Here is a 23,243-nt window from a genome sequence, read left to right on the forward strand (position 1 = left end):
TTCGGCGCTGAGTCTAAACTTGCAGGGGCGTTAGTTTGCGGGGTTTTCCAGTATCGGATCGTCAAGTCGGCCAACCTGCTTGCGACGGGCGAAATCTTCGAGAAGATCGGCGGCCCTCGTCACGCTGTCGGCCGGCGTGTTCATCCGGGCCGCCAGCTCGCGGGCGCGGGTGAGGTAGTCCGGGGCCAGAATCGTGCGCAGGTCGGCGACCAGCGTCTTCTCAGTGGCAGCGGCAAACCGTCGCGAGGTGCCTACCTTCAGCCCCTTGACCGCGGCTCCCCAAATCACCTGAACATCGGCCATCCAGAGGACGAGTGTCGGAACGCCGGCGCGCAGGCCGGCCGCGGTGGTGCCCGCGCCGCCGTGGTGCACGACGGCCCGGCACGACGGAAATATCGTCGCGTAATTCACCGCGCCCACCACCTTGACGTGGTCGAACTGCGGGACATCACTGAAATCGGTCCAGCCGGCGCACAGCAATGCCCGCTCGCCGACCTGCGCGCACGCCCCCGCAATCATGCGGATCATGTCGGCGGGCGACTCGACCGGAATGCTGCCGAATCCGAAGCAGATCGGGGGCGTCCCCGCAGCGATCCAGGACATGACGTCCTCGTCGGCTTCGGTGGCCAACTCCAGCGTCAGTGTGCCGATGAACGGCCGCTGACCATCCCACTGCGCCCACTCATCTGCCAATCCCGGAAACAGCAGGTCGTCATAGGCCTGGATCTCGAGCAATTCGAGTTCAGCGATCCGCTCCGGCACAGGTCCCGACGCCGGCGCGAGGCCTAGTTCCCGCCGCGCTATACCGACGACGTTCTTCACCGACAGCCAGACCACCCACTCGTAGACCTTCATCGCCGCGCGCAGCACCGGCCCAGGCAGATTCGGCAAGAGCTTGCCGTTGACCCGCATCGGAAACCAGAACACCGTCGCCAGCGGGACACCGCAGTATTCCGAGACGTCGAACACGAGTTCCTCGTAACTGACGCCAGTCACGAGCACATCGGCTTCACCCGCAACCGATGTGAGCGTCCTGCTCATCTCGGCCCAAGCCCGAACACCGGGCTCGCGGGATTCGCGGAGATACTTCTGCACATCCCGCACGCGCCAGAAATTGCGGAACAAGAAGCCCCAGAAGTCGCGGGTGTCCTCCAGCCACGCCTGGGTATCGGGCCCGTAAGCGACCGCCGCGAGGCCGACGGATTCGGCCGAACCGATCGAGTCGGGCGGGATGGCCATGAGCACGTCGTGACCGCGGCGCATCAGCTCGCGGCCGGCGGCGATACCCGGTTCGACATCCCCACGAGTTCCGTAGAAAGCCAGCACAAATTTCATCGGATGCTCCCGACCCGACCCCACTACGCCCACGTGCCCTTGCGCCGATGGACCAGCGCCAGGGTCTCGAGGCCAAGCTTCACAACAAACGGCGGCAACATCCGGTCGAGATTGCGGTAGCGACCGACGTCCTTGAACGCCTGCCGGAACCCGCGTTCGCTTGCCCCGTAGGCCGCGAAGACGCGATCCAGCTCGGCCTCATCGAACGACCCGTCCCGCGCGGCCGCGGCAAGCGATTCGTAGACCGTGCCGATCCAGTGGGTGCCGAAAGGCTCGGTCGCCTGACCGCGGGTTTGATGGTGCCGAAGATCCGGGGTCAGGAACTCGTCGACTTCTGCCTCATGCTTCGCGTCCAGATCGATCGCCAGCGTCGTAGAGATTCGCTTCAGTTCCCGGCGCCAGTCCTCGAGGAGATTGGAGTATTCAACGAACACACGCGGTATGCCACGGGTGTCCCGTTCGGCCAGCAGACTGTATTTCAGCCACCAGGCACACGTCAGCTCCGGTGAGGAGTCAACGTAGTTCTGCTGATTGGCCCGCTTCTCCAGAGATCCGATGATCTCGTCCGGATGGCGCACCGCGACCACCGCCGCGACGTCAAAGCCGGCCTGACGCGCGGCCTCGAACCAGATCCTGGACACCGCCGTCGTCTTCGGTTCCTTGATGACCAGGGTCGGCGCGGTCGGCAAGCCGGTGAGATAGTCCTTGAGCTTGGCCACCCAGGCACCGTTGTTTTCGGCATCGAACGCCCCGTCCTGGTAGGCATCCAGTGCCATGTCGTACCCGGAGCTGCCGTGGTCGTGCAGGATCGCCTGATTCAGATGAATGACGGCGCGTGCCTCGAAAAACCCGCGCGGATTCTCCGACGTCGCGCCTAACAAACCCGGCGGAAGCGAACCGCCACACAGGGAGAGAACCCGCGCCAGCGCAGAGGTCCCGGACCGGCCATTGCCCAAGACAAAGAGAGCCACCGGGCGGGTCCGAGTGCCCGATGCCGGCTTCTGTCGAGGATTCTCGGCACTCGGCCGGCTTGTGATCACAGCGGCAGAATAGGGTTTTCGCGAGCGCTTCGACAAGGTATTGAGCCTTTGCGGTGGCCTGCGCAACCTCGCTAAATCGAAACAGCCGGTCGGCTACTCTGACGCTCGTGTCAATCCAGGACCGTCCTGCGCAAGCACCCACTGATGCGCGGCTGGACAACCGGCTCGTACTGATGGATCAAGCCTTCTATGCCGGGCATCACGCCGCCGGCCAGAGGGAAGTGATGCAGGTCGGCTGGCTCTATCACCACCCGGTCGACATCGAGGGATTGAAGCGTTTTCGCGACAAACTCAGTCAAGGCATGATGGGTCGGCTCATCGAGCGGTCGCCGCTGCCGTTCGGCCGCTGGCGGTGGGTGTCAGATCCGCAGCCGGCCGACCTCGATATCGCTGAGGCCGTTCGCCCTCGGGATGAGCTCGGTGACTGGTTCGACGAGCGCACGCAATTGCCTATCGACCCGGAATCTGGACCCGGCTGGCGGATCAGCGTGGTCCGTCTCGGCGACGGCTCGACCGCTATCAGCCTGGTGCTGTCCCACTACGTCATCGACGGCATCGGTGCGGCCGTCGCAGTGACGCAGGCGCTCCTCGGCCTGCCCGTCGATCTCGGCTATCCGCCCCCTCGGTCGCGCTCTCGGCTGCAGGCGCTGGTTCAAGACGTCCGCGAAACTGCGCGGGACGCCCCGGATACGGGGCGGGCATTTCTCGCGGCGGTGAAAGAGGCCCGGCGCCGCCAGCAGGATGTCGTGCACTCGCAGGCCCAGGCGTCATTGCCGGGGCCGTCGACGAGCGGCGCCGGCGACCTCGTGATCGTGCCCAACATCTGGATCCGGATCCGGCTCGACGAGTGGAATGCGCGCGCAGAGGCGTTGGGCGGAACAGTGAGCGCGCTGGCTGCGGCGTTCACCGCGCGACTCGACCGGCACATGGGACGCACGCATGGGGATGCCGACGATGTCAGAATGCTGCTCACCGTCAACACCCGCACCATGGACGATGCGCGGGCGATCGCCGTCTCGTTCATCCGGGTCGGCATAGACCCGCAGGGCGTGACGGCCGATCTGACTCCTGCCCGCGCCGCGATCAAACAGGCCCTCAAGGACGCAAAAGACACTCCCGACGAATCAGCTGAGCTCGTCGCCCTGACTCCCTTCACCCCCAAACGGGCGTGGAAGCATCTGATCGACTACGCGGTCAGCGATCCGGAGCAACCCGCGGTGTGCTCGAGCCTCGGCGATACGGGTCCGGCGGCGAGCCGCCCCGACGGCACGCTGTCCGATGGGATGTTCGCTCGGGGAGCAAGCCAGAACGTCACCCGGGGCTGGCTTGAACGAGCGGGCAGCCAGTTGCACGTCTTTGTCGGCACCTCGACCGAAATGAACCAGGTCGGCGTGTGCGTGCGCGGCTACCAACCGGGGTCGGTGACGACGCGGTCCGCGTTGCGGGAGCTGGCCGAGCGCACGGTAGCGGAATTCGGTCTGATGGGTGAGATCGATTAGCCGATTCGCCGCTAAGTGGGAGCTGGCCTCGCGACGTCCTACCGCTTGCGGACGCGTCAATGCGGCCAGGCTGCCAGCGACATGACAGTTAGCCATTACCGCAGTTTCTTGCACGCCCGTACGCGTATGCTCCCGCTGTTGCATTACAAAAGACCCCCCACGGAGGCCATCGCCATGGTTGACTCTCGGTCGAGATCGGTCGCGACCCTGTGGCGTGGCTCGTTTGCGGAAACCGTCATGCGAGCGTCACACGAGCGAGCTGTGACGCCCGCCACATGGGCTGTAACGTGAGGCATCGCGCCACGATGCGTAAAGCATTTTCCATCTAATGGCTGGTGCGAGGAACGGAAGTGCTTTGAAGATGGGAAAGGTCGTCGTGCGGTGATCGATGGAAGTTTGCCCGACGTTGAGCAAACTCAGCCCGATGTCACCGACTGGCCGCGCGATGACACCGCTGAGCAACCTGCCGACCAATCGCCGCCCCCGCATCAGGCGAAGAGCCCCATCCGCAAGGAGCGTCGAAATCAGGGATCTGTGCTGAAGTCGTTGGGCCGGTTGTGGATTCCGTTGGTCGTCGTCGCCGTGCTCGCCGTCGGGGGCCTGACCGTGTACCGCCTGCACGGCCTCTTCGGAAGCGAAAAGTCGCTCTCCTACGGCGACACCAAGAACGACAAGGGCAAGCCCTACAACCCCAAGAAGATGAAATACGAAATCTTCGGACCACCAGGAACGTCCGCCCAGATCAGCTATTTCGACGAAAACGGCAACCCGGTGCACACCGACGCGACGCTGCCGTGGTCACTGGAATTCCCGATCTCCGCTGCCGCGGGTATCGGAAGCATCGCCGCACAGGCCGACAGCGACACCATCGGCTGCCGGATCTCCGTGGACGGCGTGGTCAAGGACGAGAAGACCACGACGCATGAAGTGAGTTCCTTTATCTCCTGTCTGCTGAAGGCCGCATGAGTAACCATCAGTCGCAGGGCGGCCGCTCATTCGTTGCGGACAAGATCCACCGATTCCCGGCGCTCGTCATATTGGGCTGGCTGGCGATCGTCATCGGCTTGACCCTCGGGGTTCCCACCTTGGAGCAGGTCGAGGCAGAGCACGCGGTATCGCAAAACCCCACCGATGCGCCGTCGTTCATGGCGGCACAGCGCATGTCCGAGGTTTTCGAGGAATCGTCTTCCGGCGGCGCCGCAACAATGATCGTGTTGGAAGGTCAGCAGCCCCTCGGCGACGACGCGCACGAGTATTACGACCGGCTGATCCGCCAGTTGCGAAGCGATACCAAGCACGTTCAGCACATTCAGAACTTCTGGGGTGATCCGCTCACCAGTGCGGCCGCAGAAAGCGATGACGGCAAGGCCGCCTACGTTCAGATAATCGTCACCGGCAAACCTGGCGACGCCGTGGCCAACGAGTCGGTCCAGGCCGTGCAGCACATCGTCGCGCAGACGCCGGCGCCGCCAGGGATCAAGACATACGTCACCGGGCCCGCGGCCCTCGCCGCCGATATGAGCGTCAGCGGCAACAGCACGGTCACCACGATCACCTTGGTGAGCATCGCAGTGATCTTGGTGACGCTGCTCATCGTCTACCGGTCGCCCCTGACCGTGATCGCGTTGTTGCTGGTGGTCTTCGTCCAGTTGCAAGCGGCCCGCGGAATCGTCGCATTACTCGGACACCACGAAATCATCGGGCTGACCAGCCTCGCGGTAAACCTGTTGGTGGCCCTGGTGATCGCGGCTGGAACCGACTACGGGATATTTTTCATCGGGCGCTATCACGAGGCGCGCCTGGCCGGCGAAGACCGGGAGACGGCGTTCTTCACGACGTACCGCGGTGTCGCCCATGTCGTGTTGGCCACCGGCCTGACCGTCGCCGGAGCCACGTTCTGCCTCAGCTTCACCCGCCTGCCCGCCTTCCAAGCACTCGGCGTGCCCTGTGCCGTGGGCATTCTGACCGCGGTCGCGGTCGCCCTCACCCTGGTTCCGGCTGTCATTGCCGTCGGCAGCCGTTTCGGCCTGTTCGAGCCCAAGCGGAATGCCAGCACTCGCGGATGGCGACGAATCGGCACGGCGATCGTCCGGTGGCCGGGACCCATCCTCGTCGCATCGTTGGCCATCACGCTGGTCGGACTCTTGACGCTGCCCGGATTCAAGCCCGACTTCAACGACCAGCACTTCTTGCCCAAGAACATTCCCGCCACTCAGGGCATTAACGCAGCGGCCCGGCACTTTCCGCCGTCGGCGATGATGGCCCCGGAGATCCTGATGGTGGAGACCGATCATGATCTGCGCAATTCCGCCGACTTCCTCGTACTGAACAAGCTGGCGAAGGCCGTCCTTGCCGTTCCGGGTATTGAAAAGGTTCAGGCGGTCACGCGTCCCGAGGGGACACCGATCGCCCACACGACGATTCCCTATTTGATGAGCGCGCAGCAGGCCGGCCAGCAGCAATTCATGTTCTTCCAGAAGCAGCGCATGGCGGACCTGCTCACACAGGCTGACCAATTAGGGCAAACCATCGCCATCATGTCGAATATGTACGACTTGATGAAGCAGTTGTCAGCCACGATGCACAGCATGGTCAAGAGCACGCATGAAATGTCTGACATCACCATGCAATTGCGTGATCATATTGCCGACTTCGAAGATTTCTTCCGACCCATCCGCAATTACCTGTACTGGGAACCGCACTGCTTCGATATTCCGCTCTGCTGGTCAATTAGAAGTGTTTTCGACGTCCTCGACGGGGTTGACGGGCTGACCGAGAAGCTAGCCCAGCTGACGGCGAATCTCGATCAAATGGACGTGATCATGCCGCAGCTGCTCGCGCAGTTCCCGGAGATGATCGCGATCATGACGAGCATGCGGGGAATGCTGCTCACCATGCACAGCACCATGTCGGGTGTCTTCGGCCAAATGGACGGCAACAGCGAGAATTCCACGGCCATGGGTAAAGCGTTCGACGCCGCCCAGAACGACGATTCTTTCTACGTTCCGCCGGAGGTCTTCAAGAACGAAGATTTCAAACGGGTCATGAAAGTCTTCATCTCGCCGGACGGCAAGGCCGTTCGCATGCTCATCTCCCAGAAGGGCGATCCCACCTCGCCCGACGGTATCGGCAGAGTTGATGCGATAAAGAGCGCGGCCGAGGAGGCGCTCAAAGGCACCCCCCTGGAGGGCTCACCAATCTCTCTCGCGGGTACAGCAGCGCTTGTCAAAGACACGGTCAATGGCACAAAATTCGATCTGGTCATCGCCATCGTTTCAGCACTCTGTCTGATCTTCGTCGTCATGCTGATCGTGACGAGGAGCCTGATCGCCGCAATGGTTATCGTCGGTACGGTATTGCTGTCATTGGGCGCTTCCTTCGGCTTGGCGGTTTTCATTTGGCAGTATCTGCTCGGTATACAGTTGCACTGGTCGGTCTTTGTGATGACAGTGATCATTCTTCTGGCCGTCGGATCTGATTACAATTTGCTGCTGGTCGCCAGAATGAAGGAAGAACTCCACGCAGGCATCAATACCGGCATCATTCGCGCGATGGCGGGCACAGGCAAAGTCGTGACCACCGCGGGCCTCGTGTTCGCGTTCACCATGGCGTCGATGATCGTCAGCGACGTGATCAGCATCGGCCAGGTGGGTACGACGATCGCCGTCGGTCTGCTGTTCGACACCTTGGTCGTGCGCGCGTTCATGACACCATCCATCGCCGCCCTGCTGGGCCGCTGGTTCTGGTGGCCGCAACGGGTTCGGCCCCGCCCCGCCAGCACGATGCTCCGACCCACCGGACCGCGTCCACTGGTGCGCGCGTTGTTGCAGAACCAAGAGCGGTAAGTGACGGACACCCAACTCGCGGCCCAGCCAGCCGAACCGACCACCCCGATCCGTCGACCGGCGATCGCGCGGACAATCCGCGCACTCTCACCGGTCATCATTCTGGCGTGGTTAGCGGTCACCGTTCTGGTGACGTTCTTCGTACCGTGGCTGGAGACCGTCAGCCGCGACCATTCCGTACCGATGGCACCGCAGGACGCGCCATCAGTGATCGCGATGCAGCAGATGGGGAGCAACTTCAAGGAGTCTGACTCCGACAGTTTCGCCATGCTGGTGATGGAAGGGCAGCAGGAACTCGGCGACGATGCGCATACCTACTACGACGGACTGATTCGTGCCCTGAGGAGCGATACGAAACATGTCCAGCACGTACAGGATCTTTGGAGTGATCGCCTCACCGCGTCCGGCGCGCAAAGTAAAGACGGCAAGGCTGTCTATATCCAATTGAATCTGGCCGGCAACACCGGAACGACGTTGGGCCAGCAGTCAATTGCCGCGGTCCGCAGCATCGCCGAACACACTCCGGCGCCGCCCGGCATCAAGGTCTACGTGACCGGTCCGGCAGCACTGGTGTCCGATATGCAGCATGCGGGCGACCACTCCATGATCAAGATGACCGCTGTCGGCGCGGTCATCATCTTGCTGGTTTTGCTGTTCGTCTACCGTTCGATAGTCACGGTCCTTGGCTTGTTACTCACGGTCGGTCTCGAAGTCCTGATCGCTCGCGGAGTCGTCGCGTTTCTGGCCGATCACAACGTCATTGGCCTATCCACGTTTGCCACCAGCCTGCTCGTCGGCCTCGCGATGGCGGCCGGAACCGACTACGGAATCTTCTTCTTCGGTCGCTACCAAGAAGCGCGGCAGGCCGGTGAGGACGTCGAAACCGCGTACTACAGCACCTTCCGCAGCGTCGCGCCCGTCGTCCTGGGTAGCGGTTTGACCATTGCCGGCGCGATGCTGTGCCTGAGCGTCACCCGGATACCGATCTTCCAGAGCATGGGCGTGCCGTCCGCGGTAGGTCTGTTCGTCGCCGTCGCGGTCGCCGTCACGCTGGTTCCGGCGCTTCTTGCCACTGGTGGCCGCCTCAAGCTCTTCGATCCCAAGCATCGGATCAAGACTGCGAGGTGGCGGCGGATCGGCACGGCGGTGGTTCGCTGGCCGGTGCCCATTCTGATCACCACAATTGCGATTGCTCTGGTCGGCCTGCTCGCGCTGCCCGGCTATCAAACCAGCTACAACGATCGGCTCTACATTCCGCAGGATCTTCCGGCGAACGTGGGAAATGCCGCCGCTGATCGCCATTTCTCCCAGGCGCGGATGATGCCCGAGATTCTGATGATCGAATCCGATCACGATATGCGGAATCCAGCAGACTTTCTCATCCTGCATAAATTGGCCAAGGCCATTTTCAAGGTACCCGGCATATCCCGGGTGCAGGGCATCACCCGCCCCGAGGGAACGCCGATCGAGCACACTTCGGTGCCTTTCCTGATGGATATGCAGAACGCGGGTATGCAGAGCAGCATTGGTTTCCTGAAGGCCCGCATGGCCGACCTGCTCGGACAGGTCAAAATGCTCGACAGGCAAATCGCGTTGATGAAGCGCATGTATGAGCTGCAAAAAGCGCTCAACGACATTACGCACGCCTCGTTCGTCACGACGACAGAAATGTCCCAAGTAGTCAAATTACTCATGGGTGGCGCAGCCGATTTCGACGACTTCTTCAGGCCAATCCGTTCCTATATGTATTGGGATCAGCACTGCTTCAACATTCCGCTCTGCTTTGCCACTCGATCGATATTCGACGCAATCGATGGCATCAGCCAACTCAATGACAAGATTAAAGAAATGCTTGTGCAGTTTGCGACATTGGATCGGCTGATGCCACAGCTGCTTGCACAGATCCCCCAGATGATCACGATCATGGAGGGCATGAAAGGCATGATGCTGAAAATGCACAGCACCATGTCCGGAACGTTCGACGTGTTGGACGACTCCAACACGAATACCGGCGCCATGGGGCAGGCATTCGACGCCGCGCAGGACGACGATTCCTTCTTTCTGCCGCCTGAGGTTTTCCAGAATGCGGATTTCCAGCGGGCGATGAGCGCCTACCTGTCCCCCGACGGCAAATCCGCGCGATTCATCATCTCCCACAAGGACGATCCCGCGTCCCCGGCAGGCATCGCCAGCATCTCCCAGATTCGAACGGCCGCCGAGGAAGCCCTCAAGACCACACCTTTGCAGGGCGCCAAGATCTCGATCGCCGGCACCGCAGCGACGTTCAAGGACTTCAGCGACGGCTCCAAATACGACCTCTGGATCGCGGCGGTCGGCGCGCTCTGCCTGATCTTCATCATCATGCTGATCATCACCCGCAGCCTGATCGCAGCCCTGGTGATCGTGGGCACGGTGGCGCTGTCGCTGGGCGCTTCGTTCGGGCTCTCGGTATTACTCTGGCAATACTTCCTGGGCATCAAACTGCACTGGATGGTGCTACCGATGTCGGTGATCGTGCTCTTGGCGGTCGGCTCGGACTACAACCTCCTCCTGGTATCCCGAATAAAGGAAGAACTGTCCGCGGGTATCAACACCGGCATCATCAGGGCCATGGGCGGCACCGGCAAGGTCGTGACCAACGCCGGCCTGGTGTTCGCGTTCACTATGGCCGCGATGGTCACCAGCGATCTGCAGATCATCGGCCAGGTCGGGACCACCGTCGGACTGGGCCTGCTGTTCGACACCCTGGTCGTGCGGTCGTTCATGACACCGGCAATCGCCGTGTTGCTCGGACGCTGGTTCTGGTGGCCACAGCGAGTTCGTCCGCGCCCGGCCAGCTTCATGCTCCGGTCTGCAGGAACGCGCGCGTCGGTGCGGGCCTACATGCTGCCCCGGGAGGACCGCGACGACGACGCGGTCACCGCTGAATTGCCAAGGACAACAGTCTGATTCGGGTGGGTTAGCCGGCCCCGGACGTAGCCCGGGTTTCCAGCCGAACGTAGCTCGCAAGCGTCTCGCCGGCATCGGCAGGCGCGAATCCGGTGGACTCGATCTTCGACAGGTCGAGGACACCGCTCGCCGGCCGCGGCGAAACAGGATTCGTGGCCTTGCTGAAGTACTCCGCGGTGGAAACACCGCTGACCCGGTCCGGATCGTGGCCCGCCAACTCGAAGGTGCGTCGCGCCACGTCGGCCCACGAGGTGACCGGGCCGGACCCCGTCATGTTGTACGTTCCGTACGGCGCACGGCTCTCGGTCACGTGCCGGATCGCTCGCGCCAGTTCCGAAGTGAACGTCAAGCGGCCGAGCTGGTCGTCGACCACCGCCGGATCGACGCCCTTGTCGGCCAGAGAAAGCATGGTGCGCACGAAGTTTCGGCCCTCGCCGATCACCCACGAGGTGCGCAGGATGTAGTGCCGGTCCAGCGTGGAGATGATCTGATCGCCTGCCGCTTTCGTCTGCCCGTAGACACCGAGCGGGGCCATCGGATCGTCCTCGCGGTAGGGCCGCGTCGCGGTGCCGTCGAACACGTAGTCACTCGAGATGTGGACAACGGTCAGTCGGTGCGCCGACGCGACCCGCGCCAGATTCGCGATGCCGGTGACGTTGGCGGCCCATGCCGTAGCGCGCCCTTCCGCGGTCTCGGCGGCGTCCACCGCGGTGTACGCCGCGGCATTGATGATCGTGTCGTATTCCCGCCACGGCAGCGCCGAACCGAGATCACCGGAGGTGAGATCGAAGTCGGGAAGGTCGACAAACTCGACGTGCGAAGCACTTTCGAACGCCGCTTGCAGTGCGCGACCCAGTTGGCCGCCGGAGCCGATCACCAAGGTCTTGCGCGGCTGGACGGGGACAACCTCCGACAGCGGCCCCTGAGCCCGGTCCTTGGCCGACAATTCGGCCTGATCCAGCGGAATCGGCCAGTCAATCGCGATGGTCTCGTCCGCCGGGTTCAGCGAGGTGTAGAGGCCGTCCGGTGAGTAGTGATCGTTGACGAGGTAGGTGTAGGCAGTGTTGGGCTCGAGTGTCTGAAATCCGTTGCCGACGCCTTGCGGTACGAACACGGCACGCGACGGATCAAGTTCAGCGGTCACCACCGTCCCGAACGTCGGGCCGTCCCGCAGATCGACCCACGCACCAAAAATTCGTCCACTCGCGACGGAGATGTACTTGTCCCATGGTTCGGCGTGGATGCCGCGCGTGGTGCCCGCGGATTCGTTGAACGAGACGTTGTTCTGGACCGGCCCGAAGTCGGGCATGCCGGCAGCCACCATCTTCTCGCGCTGCCAGTTCTCCTTGAACCACCCGCGGTTGTCGCCATGAACGGCCAGGTCCCAGATGGTCAGCCCCGGAATAGCCGTCGACGTTGCGCGCAGTGCCTTGCCGAGCTCCGTCATTACCCGTGCTCTCCTGTCATTGCCCGAGTCGGGCGTAGAACGCCTCAGTGGCATCTTTGGCGGGCGCCCACCAATTTTCGTGATCGCGATACCACTCGATGGTCGCCGTCAGCCCGTACTCGAAGTCAGGATATCGCGGCCGCCAGCCAAGCTCATCACGCAGCTTGGTGGCGTCGATGGCGTACCGCAGGTCGTGACCGGTGCGGTCCGGGACTTTCTCGTACGCGTCGGCGTCATGACCCATGATCGTCAGGATCAATTCGACGACGGTCTTGTTGTCCTTTTCGCCGTCGGCGCCGATCAGGTACGTCTCCCCGATCCGGCCTTTTTCCAGGATCTGCAACACCGCCGACGAGTGATCGTCGGCGTGGATCCAGTCGCGGACGTTGAGACCATCGCCGTACAGCTTGGGGCGGGTGCCGCGAAGGACATTCGTGATCTGGCGCGGAATGAATTTCTCGACATGCTGGTACGGGCCATAGTTGTTGGAGCAGTTCGAGATTGTCGCTTGCAAACCGTAGGAGCGCACCCACGCCCGCACCAGTAGGTCGCTGCCCGCCTTGGTCGACGAATACGGTGACGACGGGTTGTAGGGACTGGCTTCGGTGAACCGGGCCGGGTCGTCGAGCGCCAGGTCACCGTAGACCTCGTCGGTCGAGATGTGGTGGTAACGCACGCCATACTTGCGGACCGCCTCGATCAGCGTGAACGTGCCGATCAAGTTGGTATGCAGGAATGGTTCCGGGTCGTCGAGCGAATTATCGTTGTGCGTTTCCGCGGCATAGTGCACGACGCCGTCGGCGGAGGCCACCAATTTATCGACCAGCTCGGCGTTGGCGATATCGCCGTGTACGAATGTCACCCGCTCTTCGGGCAGGCCGGCCAGCGACTCACGGTTGCCGGCATAGGTCAGCTTGTCCAGCACGGTGATGTGATGGTCGGTGTGCTCGACCGCGTAATGCACGAAGTTCGACCCGATGAACCCGGCACCTCCGGTGACCAGAAGCTGCGTCACTAAAAACCTCTCTCCAGCAGGCCCAGCAGGTAGGAGCCGTAACCTGACTTGACCAGTTTCTCGGCGCGCTCGCGCAGCTCGTCCTCGCTGAGAAAGCCTTGCCGCCAGGCGATTTCCTCGGGGACGCCGATCTTCAACCCCGTGCGGCGCTCCATCGTGCGGACGAAGTCGGCCGCGTCTGTCATCTGGTCGAAAGTCCCAGTGTCGAGCCAGGCGGTGCCTCGCGGCAGCACCTGCACCCGCAGGCGGCTCTGCTCGAGATAGGCGCGATTGACGTCGGTGATCTCGTACTCACCCCGATCGCTCGGGGAGAGATCTCGGGCGATTTGCACGACGTCGTTGTCGTAGAAGTACAGACCCGGCACCGCGTAATTGCTCTTCGGCTGTTTTGGTTTCTCCTCGAGGGACACGACCACCCCGGCTGGGTCGAATTCCACAACCCCGTAGGCGGATGGCTCTGCCACCCAGTAGGCGAAGATCACGCCGCCGTCGACTCCTGCGAAGCTCTTGAGCTGAGTGCCGAGACCCGGTCCATACAGCAGGTTGTCGCCGAGAATCAGTGCGACCTTGTCGTTTCCGATGAAATCGGAGCCGATCGTGAACGCCTGGGCCAGCCCGTCCGGCGAGGGCTGCTGGGCGAAGGTGATCGACACCCCGAACCGCGATCCGTCACCCAACAGCCGTTCGAAGCTCTCCGCGTCGTGCGGCGTGGTGATCACCAGGATGTCCCGAATGCCCGCCAGCATCAGTGTGGACAGCGGGTAGTACGCCATCGGCTTGTCGTAGACAGGGATCAGCTGCTTGGAGACGCCAAGCGTGATCGGGTGAAGGCGGGTACCTGAGCCGCCCGCCAGGATGATGCCCTTCATGGCGCCTGGGTGACGACTCGAACGCCCATCCCGCGCGTCTCGTAGATGCAGAGGTCGTCGCACCAGAACCGGCCGTCGAACACCACCAGCACGCCGCGGTCATCGCTTTGCGTGGAGAGGATCTCGATTTCAGACTTAGTGCACTTGTTCGTCGGCGTCACTTGGCCACGGAACTTCCAGCTGAACGTCTGGTCCAGCGCGACGGGCTCGAACGCGATTCCCCCGTCGGCCAATCCCGACAGCTTGACCGCTGCGCGAGCCGCCTGCTGCATCGCCTCCAGGCCAAGCGATCCGGGCTGGACCGGGTCCTGGAAGAAGTGGGCCTTGAAGAACCATGCCTCGGGGGTGACGTCGTACTCGGCAACCAGTCGCCCAAGGCCGGCTTCTCCCCCACCTGGCCAGAAGTTGACCCGGTCGAGAACCTGAAGACGGCCCTGGTCCAGCCATGGAGCGCCGGTTAGTTCCGGGGAGTTGTACGACAGAGCAACCGGCGCCGGCTCGGAAAGCGCCTCCAACACACCGGGTTTCATTCGCAGGCCGACCTGGGTCTTCAGCGCCTCGGGGCTGAAGAACCCGAACGCCGTCTTCATCGTCATGACGACGGCATCGCCTTGGGTGCAGATGACCTCGAAGAACACGATCGTTGAGCCAGCCCCGTCGGCGAACCGCTCCAGAGTCGAGGTCACCCGCAGCGTCCCGACTCGGGCCGGCGTGTGTTGTACGACTTCACCACCGTCGAGATTTCGGAACACCACGTCATCGAGACGATTGGCGGCGAATCCGTTGTACGAGGACAGCCAGCCGCACGGTTGCAGCAGGATCTCGATCAGCACCGGCATCGGGACCGCGTCGGTCTTGCCGTCCTCGAAATACCATTCGCCGGCCGGAACGTCGTATTCCGCAACGACGACGCCACCCTTGGTCGGCACCCCCGGTGGGCTGGACACGCTGAGCACCCGCGACATGAAGTGGTAGGGCTCGTCGGGCAGGCGCGGTGCTCGGCGGGCTCCGTCGAACGGCGCGTACAGGGCCCCGAACGCATCCGAGGGCATGCCACGTCCGCAGGCCAGCAGCGCGCCCTGATCACCGCGAACGTCGTTGGTGCCGGCCAGGATCTGCACCGGGCCGGGCGCCCCCGGCGGCATCGGCCAGTCCGGAACCAGGCGCATACCGAAGCGCCGGGCGTGGAAGACCTTGAAACCGTCACTGCGGCAGAGCAATGCGGCGAAGACCATCGGTGTCGGCCCGTCGATGATCTCCTCGATGAACACCTCGTAGTCGAGCATGTGATCGGCGTCGGGTGTCACCTGCCCGCGGCAGACGAAGCGCGCCATATCCTCGGGCACCGGCTCGAAGCGCCAACCATCGCGCTCGATGGTGAACCCGTAGGCGGCCATGGCGAAGGACAGGGCCTGGGTGGCCGCGTCCGCCATCAGCGTCCCGGGCATGCAGGGGTCGTTCTTGAAATGCCCGTCGTAGAACCACATGTCCTTCGGCACCGCGGCAGTCGCGCGCAGATAACCGCGCCCCCAGGGCCCGCCAACCGGATCGAATTCGGCGATCTCGTCGATCAGCCGCAGCTTCCCGGTCGGCAGGGACGGCGTCCGGGTGTGTGCCGCCGCCCGCTCGAACCCGCTGCCAAAGCACTGGAACGCGTGGCCGTCGGTGAAGGCCTCCACGTCCTCCTTGCTGAACGACCGTTTCTGGGTGACGACGGGTGGCTCGTCGCGAACGGCGCCGTCACGCGGCGCGTCGTCGGCGGCGTCCCACAACACCCCGTCCGACTCGGCGAGTTCCGCATCGGAGAAGAACCCCGCCTGTCCGTTGCGGACCGAGATCATCAACCGGTCGCCGATGTAGCAGTCGTAGTGGAAGAAGAACAGCCGTGTGCCACCGGTTTTCGCGTGACCGTCGATGTGGATCTCGTAGTGCAACGTGTCACCGCCCTTGGGCAGTTCGCCCATGAACGTCAGGTCGCAACCGAGCAGGCGGTAGACGCGCTCACTGCGGTTGGTGAAATCCGCACCCAGCCACGAGGCCAGCAGCAGGTCCGCTTGTCCGCTCTCGATCACCACGCCGGGCGACATCCGGCCGTTGTGGATGTACCAGGCGTTCAGGTCGACATCGGTCTCCGTGACGATGAGGCCGGTACCCATCGTGCCGGGTTCGCCCTCGATGCTCATCACCCGATCGGCCAGAAGCAGCGGCGGCTCTGGCATCCGCACCAGACGTTCGTACTGGTCGTACTCGGCGAACTTCGGACCCATGACCTCTGAGACCTTGCCGCCGGCAAGGATTTCCAGCTGTGCGCGGTTCCACAGCGGTTCTGCGACCGTCGCGGGTCGCTTGCTCGGCACGGGTGCCGGCGTGGTGGGTGCCGGCGCCGGTGCCAACGTCACCGGCGTCACCGGAGGTGCCGGGGGTGGGGGCGGCGCACTCGGTGGTGCCGGCGCAGGTGCGACCGGTGCCGACGCTACGGGTGCGGGTGCCGGTGCGTAGAGCGCTGGCGCACTGGCCGCGACCGCCGGTGCTGATCCCCGTTGTCCGGACACCAGCGCGAGAAGATCACCGCGCGACTTCAGGAACGACGTGTGGGCCTCTGCCTGCCGTTCGAGGAATGCGGTATGCGCATCACTCACCGAGGCAACCAGATTCAGCGCAGCGGTGGTCTGATCGCTGACCGCGGCAGGAGCGACGGGTCTGGCGATCGCAGTCCTCGTGTCCGGCACGGACTGGATGACGACCTCCTGGGCGACCACCAACGGCGCGGGATGAACCGGCGCGGGCGGCATGACCTGAACACTTCCGTGGTCCACTTCGGGCATGGGAGCACTTCCATTCTTGGACGCCGCTGGCGTCGGTACATTCGGGGACGCCACCGGCGTCGGTACATTCGGGGACGCCACCGGCGTCGAGACGATATCGGGCCAATGGGCGGCCAGCGTCAGCTTGCGGGTGTTCTCCGACGACACTGCCTGACCCTGTTCACGCAACTGCTGAATGCGCGCGTCGAATGCACTGATGTCGACCGGAAGCCCGTGCGCCCATAGCTTGCCGACGGTTTCGGCCAAGGCGCGCAGCCCGCGGCGTTCCTGGGGATCCAGCGCGACCGCCAGATGGGGGCGATCGCCAAGGATTTTCGAGACCGCCGCGGTCAGGATCGCACGGGGCCCATGCTCGACGAAGACGCGAACGCCGTCCTCCCATGCCTGGAGCACCGTCGCCGGGAAATCGATCGGCTCGAGGGCTTGCCGGGTGATCGCCTCGGCGGCCGCCTCACGGGTCGGCACATAGGCACGGTTGACCGCGTTGCTGTAGAACCGGATGTCCGGTACCTCGTGCGTCTCGCGGGTGTGGATCTTGCGCCAGGTATCGGCGAACGGTGCCATCGCCTCGCAGTGGATGACCATATCCAGACCCAGGGGAATCGCGGTCGCGCCGGGAACGGCGTCGATCACCCGTCGGCACGCCGCGGGATCCCCGCCGATCACACAATCGTCCGGTGCTTGAACGATCGTCATGTAGGCACGCGGCTCGACGGCCAGTGCCGCGTCGACCAGGGGCCGGGGTGCGGTGATACGCCAGCACTCCCACGGGGCCGGTTGGTCACCGAGCCCCCAGTCGGCCGCCGCCACCCGACATTCGCCGGTCAGCTCATCGCCGTACATGCCCGACGCCTCGATCTCATCGAGCATCGGTTCCAGGTCGCTCCAGACCCCAAAGGCCATCAGCGAGTTCGTTTCACCTGACGAAAGACCAATAGCAGCAGCAGGTTTGAGGCCAAGAACGGTTCGGGAGAACTCGGCCTGCGACTGACAGACCACAGCACAACCGGTCAGCTGGGTGCGCGGGTCCAGGGTAGTGATCCCAGCACCGTGCAGAGCGCGGGCCAAATCGCCAACGCCGGAGAAGCGTTGGGTGAGCGCGTCGCCGATCTCGGGCCACGCGAACAACAGATCACGCCCGGCCCCCGGGTACGCGGCGGCGGCACCGGTGAATGTGAAGGCCAGCTCCCCGACGATCGGCACTTCGGCGAAGGCGATGCCGGGAATCACCGGCGTCTCGCCACGTTCCAGCCGTTGGACGGCCTGCTGTCGAAGCGTGTCCACCGTGGATTGGCTGTCCCCCACCAACGAACACCGCACCGGCCCACTGCCACCCGGTTCGCCGCGTTGCAGCCGGCTCAGCAGGTCGGCCGGGCTGTCGCCGGCATAACGCTCCGACACCGGAACCACACCGAGCGCCAGTGGCTTGGGTGGGCCGCCGGCCGCGGACACGGTAATACCTCCGGCGCGTCCGCCCAACGCCTCAACCCACACCGCAGCAGACGTGCCGCCCGGTGCGGGCTGCGCACCGGCCCGGTCCACCCGCACGCGGCTCCGCACTGCCTCCGCGCGCGCGGCGACTTCCACCGCAGCGCTGGCCGCGTGGGTGCGCCCGATCCGCCCAGCGGCGAAGTTCGGATCCGCAAGGGTCGGTGCGACGTCGGTATCGATGACCGCGATGATCTCGTCGCCCGCAGCTTCGGCGTCGGCGCGGCGCTTGAGGACGAAGGCCACTGCCGCGTCGCCGTGCGCCACGCTGGTATCTGCATCGAGTGCGTCCGCCGCCCGTGAATGTGCTGTCTCACAACACATATCGACCGCACCGGCGACGACGGTGTCGAGTTCCCGATGCCGCAGCGCCCGGATGCCGATCTGCAGCGCGGTGATCGCCGACAGTTCCTCGGTGGAGACGGTGAAGCCGAATCCGCGGAAGTCGCGCTGCGCGTGGATGCGGTTGGCGGGAATGTTCGGCATGGTTCCGATCACACCGTCGGCGGTGAGTTTCGGGGCGGCCTCTTTGTTGGCTTCCAGCCATCGGTCATTGTCGGTGTTCAGCACTCGCAACCGTTGCCGGGCGATGGTGGCATCGCATCCCATGCCGACGAAGACGCCGGTCCGGTCCGGGTCGGTGGTCACGCCGCGCAGCGCCTGTCCCGCGGCGGCCAGCATCACGGTCTGCTGACTGAGGCTCCCCGCCAGCTCGTTGGGCGGAAAGCCAAGTCCGGCAAGATCAAGGGAAACGACATCGAGCGGTGTCGATGGCGCCTCGGGGCCCAGCACTCGGCGACGGAACGCGTCCGCGTCGCGCGCGTCGCCGGTGACCACACCGATTCCGCAGATGACGATCTCGTCGGTGGGCGGCTGCGGCCGGGTGACCGAATCGCTTGGCCCCCGGTAATTCTCGACAATCAGGTGGGCGTTGTTACCGCCGAAACCGAAGTTGCTGACCGCGGCACGTTTGACCGGGCTCTCCCACGGCGTTGCCGTGGTGACCAAGGTGAACGGTGTATCGCCCAGTTTGCCGGTCGGCTTCTCGCACAACGTCGGCGGAAAGGTCGACGCCGCCATCGCGGAGAGCACATTCACCAGGCTTGCCGCGCCGGACACCGTGATGGTGTGGCCCAGATTGCCTTTCAGTGCACCCAGCTTCAGCGGCACGTCGCCGTAGGCGGCCGCGATGCTCTGCAGCTCGGTGGCGTCACCCAGCGGCGTGCCGGTCGCGTGGCAATCCACATAGTCGATATCGGCCGGCGTCAGCCCCGCCTGCTCGAGTGCCGACATCATGGCGCGGGTCTGGCCCCCCACCGCGGGTGCCAAGAAGCCGCTCTGGCGCCCGTCGTTCGAGAGCCCGACCCCCATGATCACGCCGAGGATGTGGTCACCGTCGCGCTCGGCGTCGTCGAGACGTTTCAATGCGACCAGGGCAGCACCTTGCGCGGGAACGAGGCCGTCGGCCTCCGCGTGGAACGGACGAGACCGGCCCGACGGGCTCAGCGCCTGCAGCGAGGTGAAGCCGAGATGCAGGAACAGATCATCCGATCCGTTAACGCCGCCGGCGAGCATCAGGTCGGCATCGCCGTCGTGCAGGGCGTCGCACGCCAGTTTGATGGCGTACAGCGATGACGCGCAGGCCGCGTCGAGCGCATAGACCGGTCCGGTCATCTCCATCGCGCCGGCAACCAGGTGCACCGGCAGCCCCGACGAAAAGCGGTTGCGCGGATCGTCGTTTCCTTCGCCGGTCCAGACGGCCTCGACAAACGCGGTGCCCATGGTGCTCGGATACGACAGGTTGCCGACGATCAGACCGGTCCGCGGGGCCGCAACCGGCCCGCCCAGTGCCTGCTGCGCGCATTGGGCAAGCCAGGGAACGATCGGATCGAGCTGGTCAAAATCGGGTATCCGCGACGCGAACTGGGTCAGGTCGAATGAGGTCTCGACATAACCGCCGGTCGCCGACGAGACCCGCAGCCCTGGTTTGTCGCTCGCCAACAGCTTGGCGGGGTCCACCCCGCGCCAGCGTTCGCGCGGGGTGGGCGTCAGCAGGCAGCGTCCACCCAGGGAGGCGTCGAACAGTTCCTCGGGCGTGCTGACACCTGGCAGTACACAACTGCGTCCGACGATCGCGACGGGGTCGAACCCGCTCACGCCGACGTGTCCGCGGCGGCGCCCGCAGCGTAGAACTCCACACCCTCGAGCGTGGCGACAGGCGCACCGTCGGAGGTCTCGTAGGCGATATCGAAGTCGACCCGCTTGTCGTTGACCGGATGCGCGGCCAGCCGGCAGCGCCCGATGCTGCCGTCACCGAACGCGCGGTGCAGCACAACACGGCCGATCCGCACCGGCAGCACCAGGGGCCGTCCCTGCGCGCTGGCCCACACGATGCCCAGCTGCAGCCCGCCATCGATGCTGGCGGCGTCGATGGCCCAGCCGTTCTGCGGCCAGTCGAGGTCGTCCAGGCTCTTGAGAGTCGCTGTGCCACCAGCAGTTCCGAAGGTGTCGAGTTGCTCGATGACGGCAAACCGCGGCCCGTGGAACAGTGGTCCGGCGTAGGCCCCCTCGACACCGATCGGCCACGCCGACCCCGCTACCTGCGGAACCGAGAGTTCCGGCGCCGCAACCGGCGCGGTGTCCACGGTGGCGCGGTACCGCGCCCGGCCCTCGCGATCCCTGATCGAGACCGTGTACGACGAGCCCGCCTGCTCGAAATCGATGGTGAACGATTGCCGTTCGTGCTCGGCGAACGTGACTCCCGACAGCACCTGGAAGTCACGGACCACCGGGCACGCGTCGGCAACCAGCCCACGTGCCGCCCGCAGGATCGCATCCAGCGCGATCACCACCGGCACCACCACTTTTCCGCGGACCTGGTGATCGGTCAGCACCGGCAGGTTCTCGGCCGACACATCCCACTCCACGCGCGCCGTGCGAAGCCGCGGCTCAGCCGGTGCAGCCACGACCACCGCGGTAGCCGATGAACGGCACAACGCGTGATCGGCGAAGAACTGTGCACCCTCGGCGATCGGGATGACACCCACACCGCCGGCGAGGAACCGGCTCTTCAACGTCGCGTCGACCATCCCGCCGTCCCATGGACCCCAGCCGAAGGCGCGGACCACGCATTCGCCGTTGCGGCGCGCGGACTCACGAGCCGCGATGGATTCCAGGGCCGCGTTGGCCGATGCGTAGGCGGACTGCCCGGGATTTCCGGCCCGTGCAGCGATCGAGGAGAACAGCGAGATAAAGCGCAGTTCGTCGGTCGACGTCGCATCCAGGAGCGCCTCTGCGCCAATCAGTTTCGTGGTGAACACCTTGACGAATCCGTCGTCGTCGAGGTCTTCCAGACGCTTGTCGGCCAGCACACCGGCGCCGTGGACCACACCGACGATCGGCCCGAAGTTCTGCCGAACCTCGTCCAGCACGCCGCGCAATGCGGCGTCATCGGTGATGCTCGCGGCGAAGTATCGCGCCGGAGTGCCTTGCCGCTCTGCGGTTGCCAGCGTGGTGCGGACTTCCCGCGTGGCCAACAGGCTTTCGGCCTGGGCTCGGGCCTGCGGCAGGCTCAACTGCTCGCCACGAGCCCGCGCCGATGCCGCCAGTGCGGTGGCGATCTCAGCGGAGGTGGTACCCGACGGCTCGTCGGCAGTGACCTCACGCAGGGGGGTGCGGCCAAGAAGAGCGAGCCGCAGACCGTGGCGCTTGGCCAGCGCCAGCGCCGACTCTGCGGTCACTCCGCGCGCGCCACCGGTGACCACGACCACGCCGCCCGGGGCGACGCTGATCGTTTCACCCTCTCCCACCGAGGATTCGATGTCGTCGACGGCAACCAGCCGGGTGCCGTCAGCGCGCAACGCAACCTCGATACCGCTGCCACCTTCCAGCAGCTCCGCCGTCAGCCGCTCGGCGTCGAGGGTCTCCATGTCGACGGCCCGTACCGAGGCGTTGGGCCACTCCCAGCCGGCGGTTTTCACCAGGCTCGCTACTCCGAGCGGTATATCCGCGGCGACGAAACGCCCACCCGTGGACTGCACGGTGACGAAAAGCCGTGTTGGCGCGCTGCTCTTGGCGACGCTGCGCGCGGCGTGGAATGCCCGCACGTGCACCGCAACACAGTCTTCGGGTGAGCGGGCCGGCGCCAGCGCGGCCAGGCTGATGACGGCACCCGCTTCGGCGGGCGCCTCATCGACGGTCTGGGCGTGGAGCCCGCGGGCAGTCAGCGCACGCTCGAGGGCGTCGGCGAAGGCAGGGTCTTCGCGGGTGATGAAGACGACGCCGTCGCGCAGGCCTGCCATCGCCAGCCCGCTGGGCGGTGCGGCCCGAAGTTCGGCCTCGGTGCAGGACAAGCCGACCAGCGCCGGGGATTCCGGAGCCGAGTGCCGCGCTTCGGCAGCCTGCTCGGTACGACCGCCTGCGGCGAAGTCGGCGACCGTGTCGACGACGTCTTGCAGGGTGCGCAGGTTGGCCAGCTCAGAGGCCGGAATCTCGGGAGCGCCAGGGAACTTCGCCTGCAATGCCGCCAAAATCTCGACCTGCTTGATCGAATCAATCCCCAGCTCGGCCTCCATCTCCATGCCCAACCCGAGCATGTCAACCGGATAACCCGTCTTCTCCGAAACAATCGACAACACCACATCACCGGCCGACACCGAGGGAACCGCAGGCGCAACTACCGCCGCAGCACCAGGAGCAGCGGGCGCGGCGAATCCGGAGACAGTCTCGACAACGTCCTGCAGGGTGCGCAGGTTGGCCAGCTCAGAGGCCGGGACCTCGGGAGCGCCAGGGAACTTCGCCTGCAATGCCGCCAAAATCTCGACCTGCTTGATCGAATCAATCCCCAGCTCGGCCTCCATCTCCATGCCCAACCCGAGCATGTCAACCGGATAACCCGTCTTCTCCGAAACAATCGACAACACCACATCACC

11 protein-coding genes are annotated in these 23,243 nt (G+C 64.6%); 4 read left to right on the forward strand and 7 right to left on the reverse strand.

The annotated features are described in order from the left end of the window. Positions 1-30: 30 nt before the first annotated feature. Both SLQ31_RS28390 and SLQ31_RS28395 read right to left on the reverse strand, forming a co-directional pair. Complete coding sequence (locus SLQ31_RS28390; protein WP_319437526.1) at positions 31-1,335, reverse strand: glycosyltransferase; 1,305 nt, start codon at positions 1,333-1,335, stop codon at positions 31-33. A gap of 23 nt (positions 1,336-1,358) precedes the next feature. Continuing rightward, positions 1,359-2,306, reverse strand: a complete 948-nt coding sequence (locus SLQ31_RS28395; RefSeq protein ID WP_319437540.1) for a sulfotransferase family protein — start codon at positions 2,304-2,306, stop codon at positions 1,359-1,361. 176 nt (positions 2,307-2,482) lie between these two features. Here SLQ31_RS28395 and SLQ31_RS28400 point away from each other — a divergent pair, with 176 nt between their 5' ends. The 4 genes from SLQ31_RS28400 to SLQ31_RS28415 all read left to right on the forward strand — a co-directional run bounded on the left by SLQ31_RS28400 (position 2,483) and on the right by SLQ31_RS28415 (position 10,668). Next, positions 2,483-3,874, forward strand: coding sequence for a hypothetical protein (locus SLQ31_RS28400; protein WP_319437527.1), 1,392 nt, complete (start codon positions 2,483-2,485; stop codon positions 3,872-3,874). A 504-nt stretch (positions 3,875-4,378) separates the two neighbouring features. Then, positions 4,379-4,840 carry an MmpS family transport accessory protein gene (locus SLQ31_RS28405; protein ID WP_319437541.1) on the forward strand — a complete coding sequence of 154 codons (462 nt, stop codon included), beginning with the start codon at positions 4,379-4,381 and terminating at the stop codon, positions 4,838-4,840. Beyond that, complete coding sequence (locus SLQ31_RS28410) at positions 4,837-7,719, forward strand: RND family transporter (RefSeq protein ID WP_319437528.1); 2,883 nt, start codon at positions 4,837-4,839, stop codon at positions 7,717-7,719. The genes SLQ31_RS28405 and SLQ31_RS28410 overlap by 4 nt, the downstream gene beginning before the upstream one ends. After that, on the forward strand, positions 7,720-10,668 hold the full coding sequence (locus SLQ31_RS28415) for an RND family transporter (protein WP_319437530.1): 2,949 nt from the start codon (positions 7,720-7,722) through the stop codon (positions 10,666-10,668). It abuts the gene before it with no gap. Between the two features lie 10 nt (positions 10,669-10,678). Here SLQ31_RS28415 and SLQ31_RS28420 read toward each other — a convergent pair whose 3' ends face one another. From SLQ31_RS28420 to SLQ31_RS28440, 5 genes are all read right to left on the reverse strand, one after another. Continuing rightward, positions 10,679-12,115 carry a bifunctional dTDP-4-dehydrorhamnose 3,5-epimerase family protein/NAD(P)-dependent oxidoreductase gene (locus tag SLQ31_RS28420; RefSeq protein ID WP_319437531.1) on the reverse strand — a complete coding sequence of 479 codons (1,437 nt, stop codon included), beginning with the start codon at positions 12,113-12,115 and terminating at the stop codon, positions 10,679-10,681. Between the two features lie 16 nt (positions 12,116-12,131). Then, positions 12,132-13,130, reverse strand: coding sequence for a dTDP-glucose 4,6-dehydratase (gene rfbB, locus SLQ31_RS28425; protein ID WP_319437532.1), 999 nt, complete (start codon positions 13,128-13,130; stop codon positions 12,132-12,134). Then, on the reverse strand, positions 13,130-13,999 hold the full coding sequence (gene rfbA, locus SLQ31_RS28430) for a glucose-1-phosphate thymidylyltransferase RfbA (protein WP_319437533.1): 870 nt from the start codon (positions 13,997-13,999) through the stop codon (positions 13,130-13,132). Before rfbA ends, rfbB begins: the two co-directional genes overlap by 1 nt. Beyond that, positions 13,996-20,469 (reverse strand): beta-ketoacyl synthase N-terminal-like domain-containing protein, encoded by a 6,474-nt coding sequence (locus SLQ31_RS28435; protein ID WP_319437534.1) that lies wholly within the window; start codon positions 20,467-20,469, stop codon positions 13,996-13,998. The genes rfbA and SLQ31_RS28435 overlap by 4 nt, the downstream gene beginning before the upstream one ends. After that, positions 20,466-23,243: SDR family NAD(P)-dependent oxidoreductase (locus SLQ31_RS28440; RefSeq protein ID WP_319437535.1), on the reverse strand; the 2,778-nt coding region annotated here is incomplete at its 5' end. The genes SLQ31_RS28440 and SLQ31_RS28435, both read right to left, overlap by 4 nt.

Source organism: Mycobacterium sp. RTGN5 (genome assembly GCF_033804465.1).
GTDB lineage: Bacteria > Actinomycetota > Actinomycetes > Mycobacteriales > Mycobacteriaceae > Mycobacterium.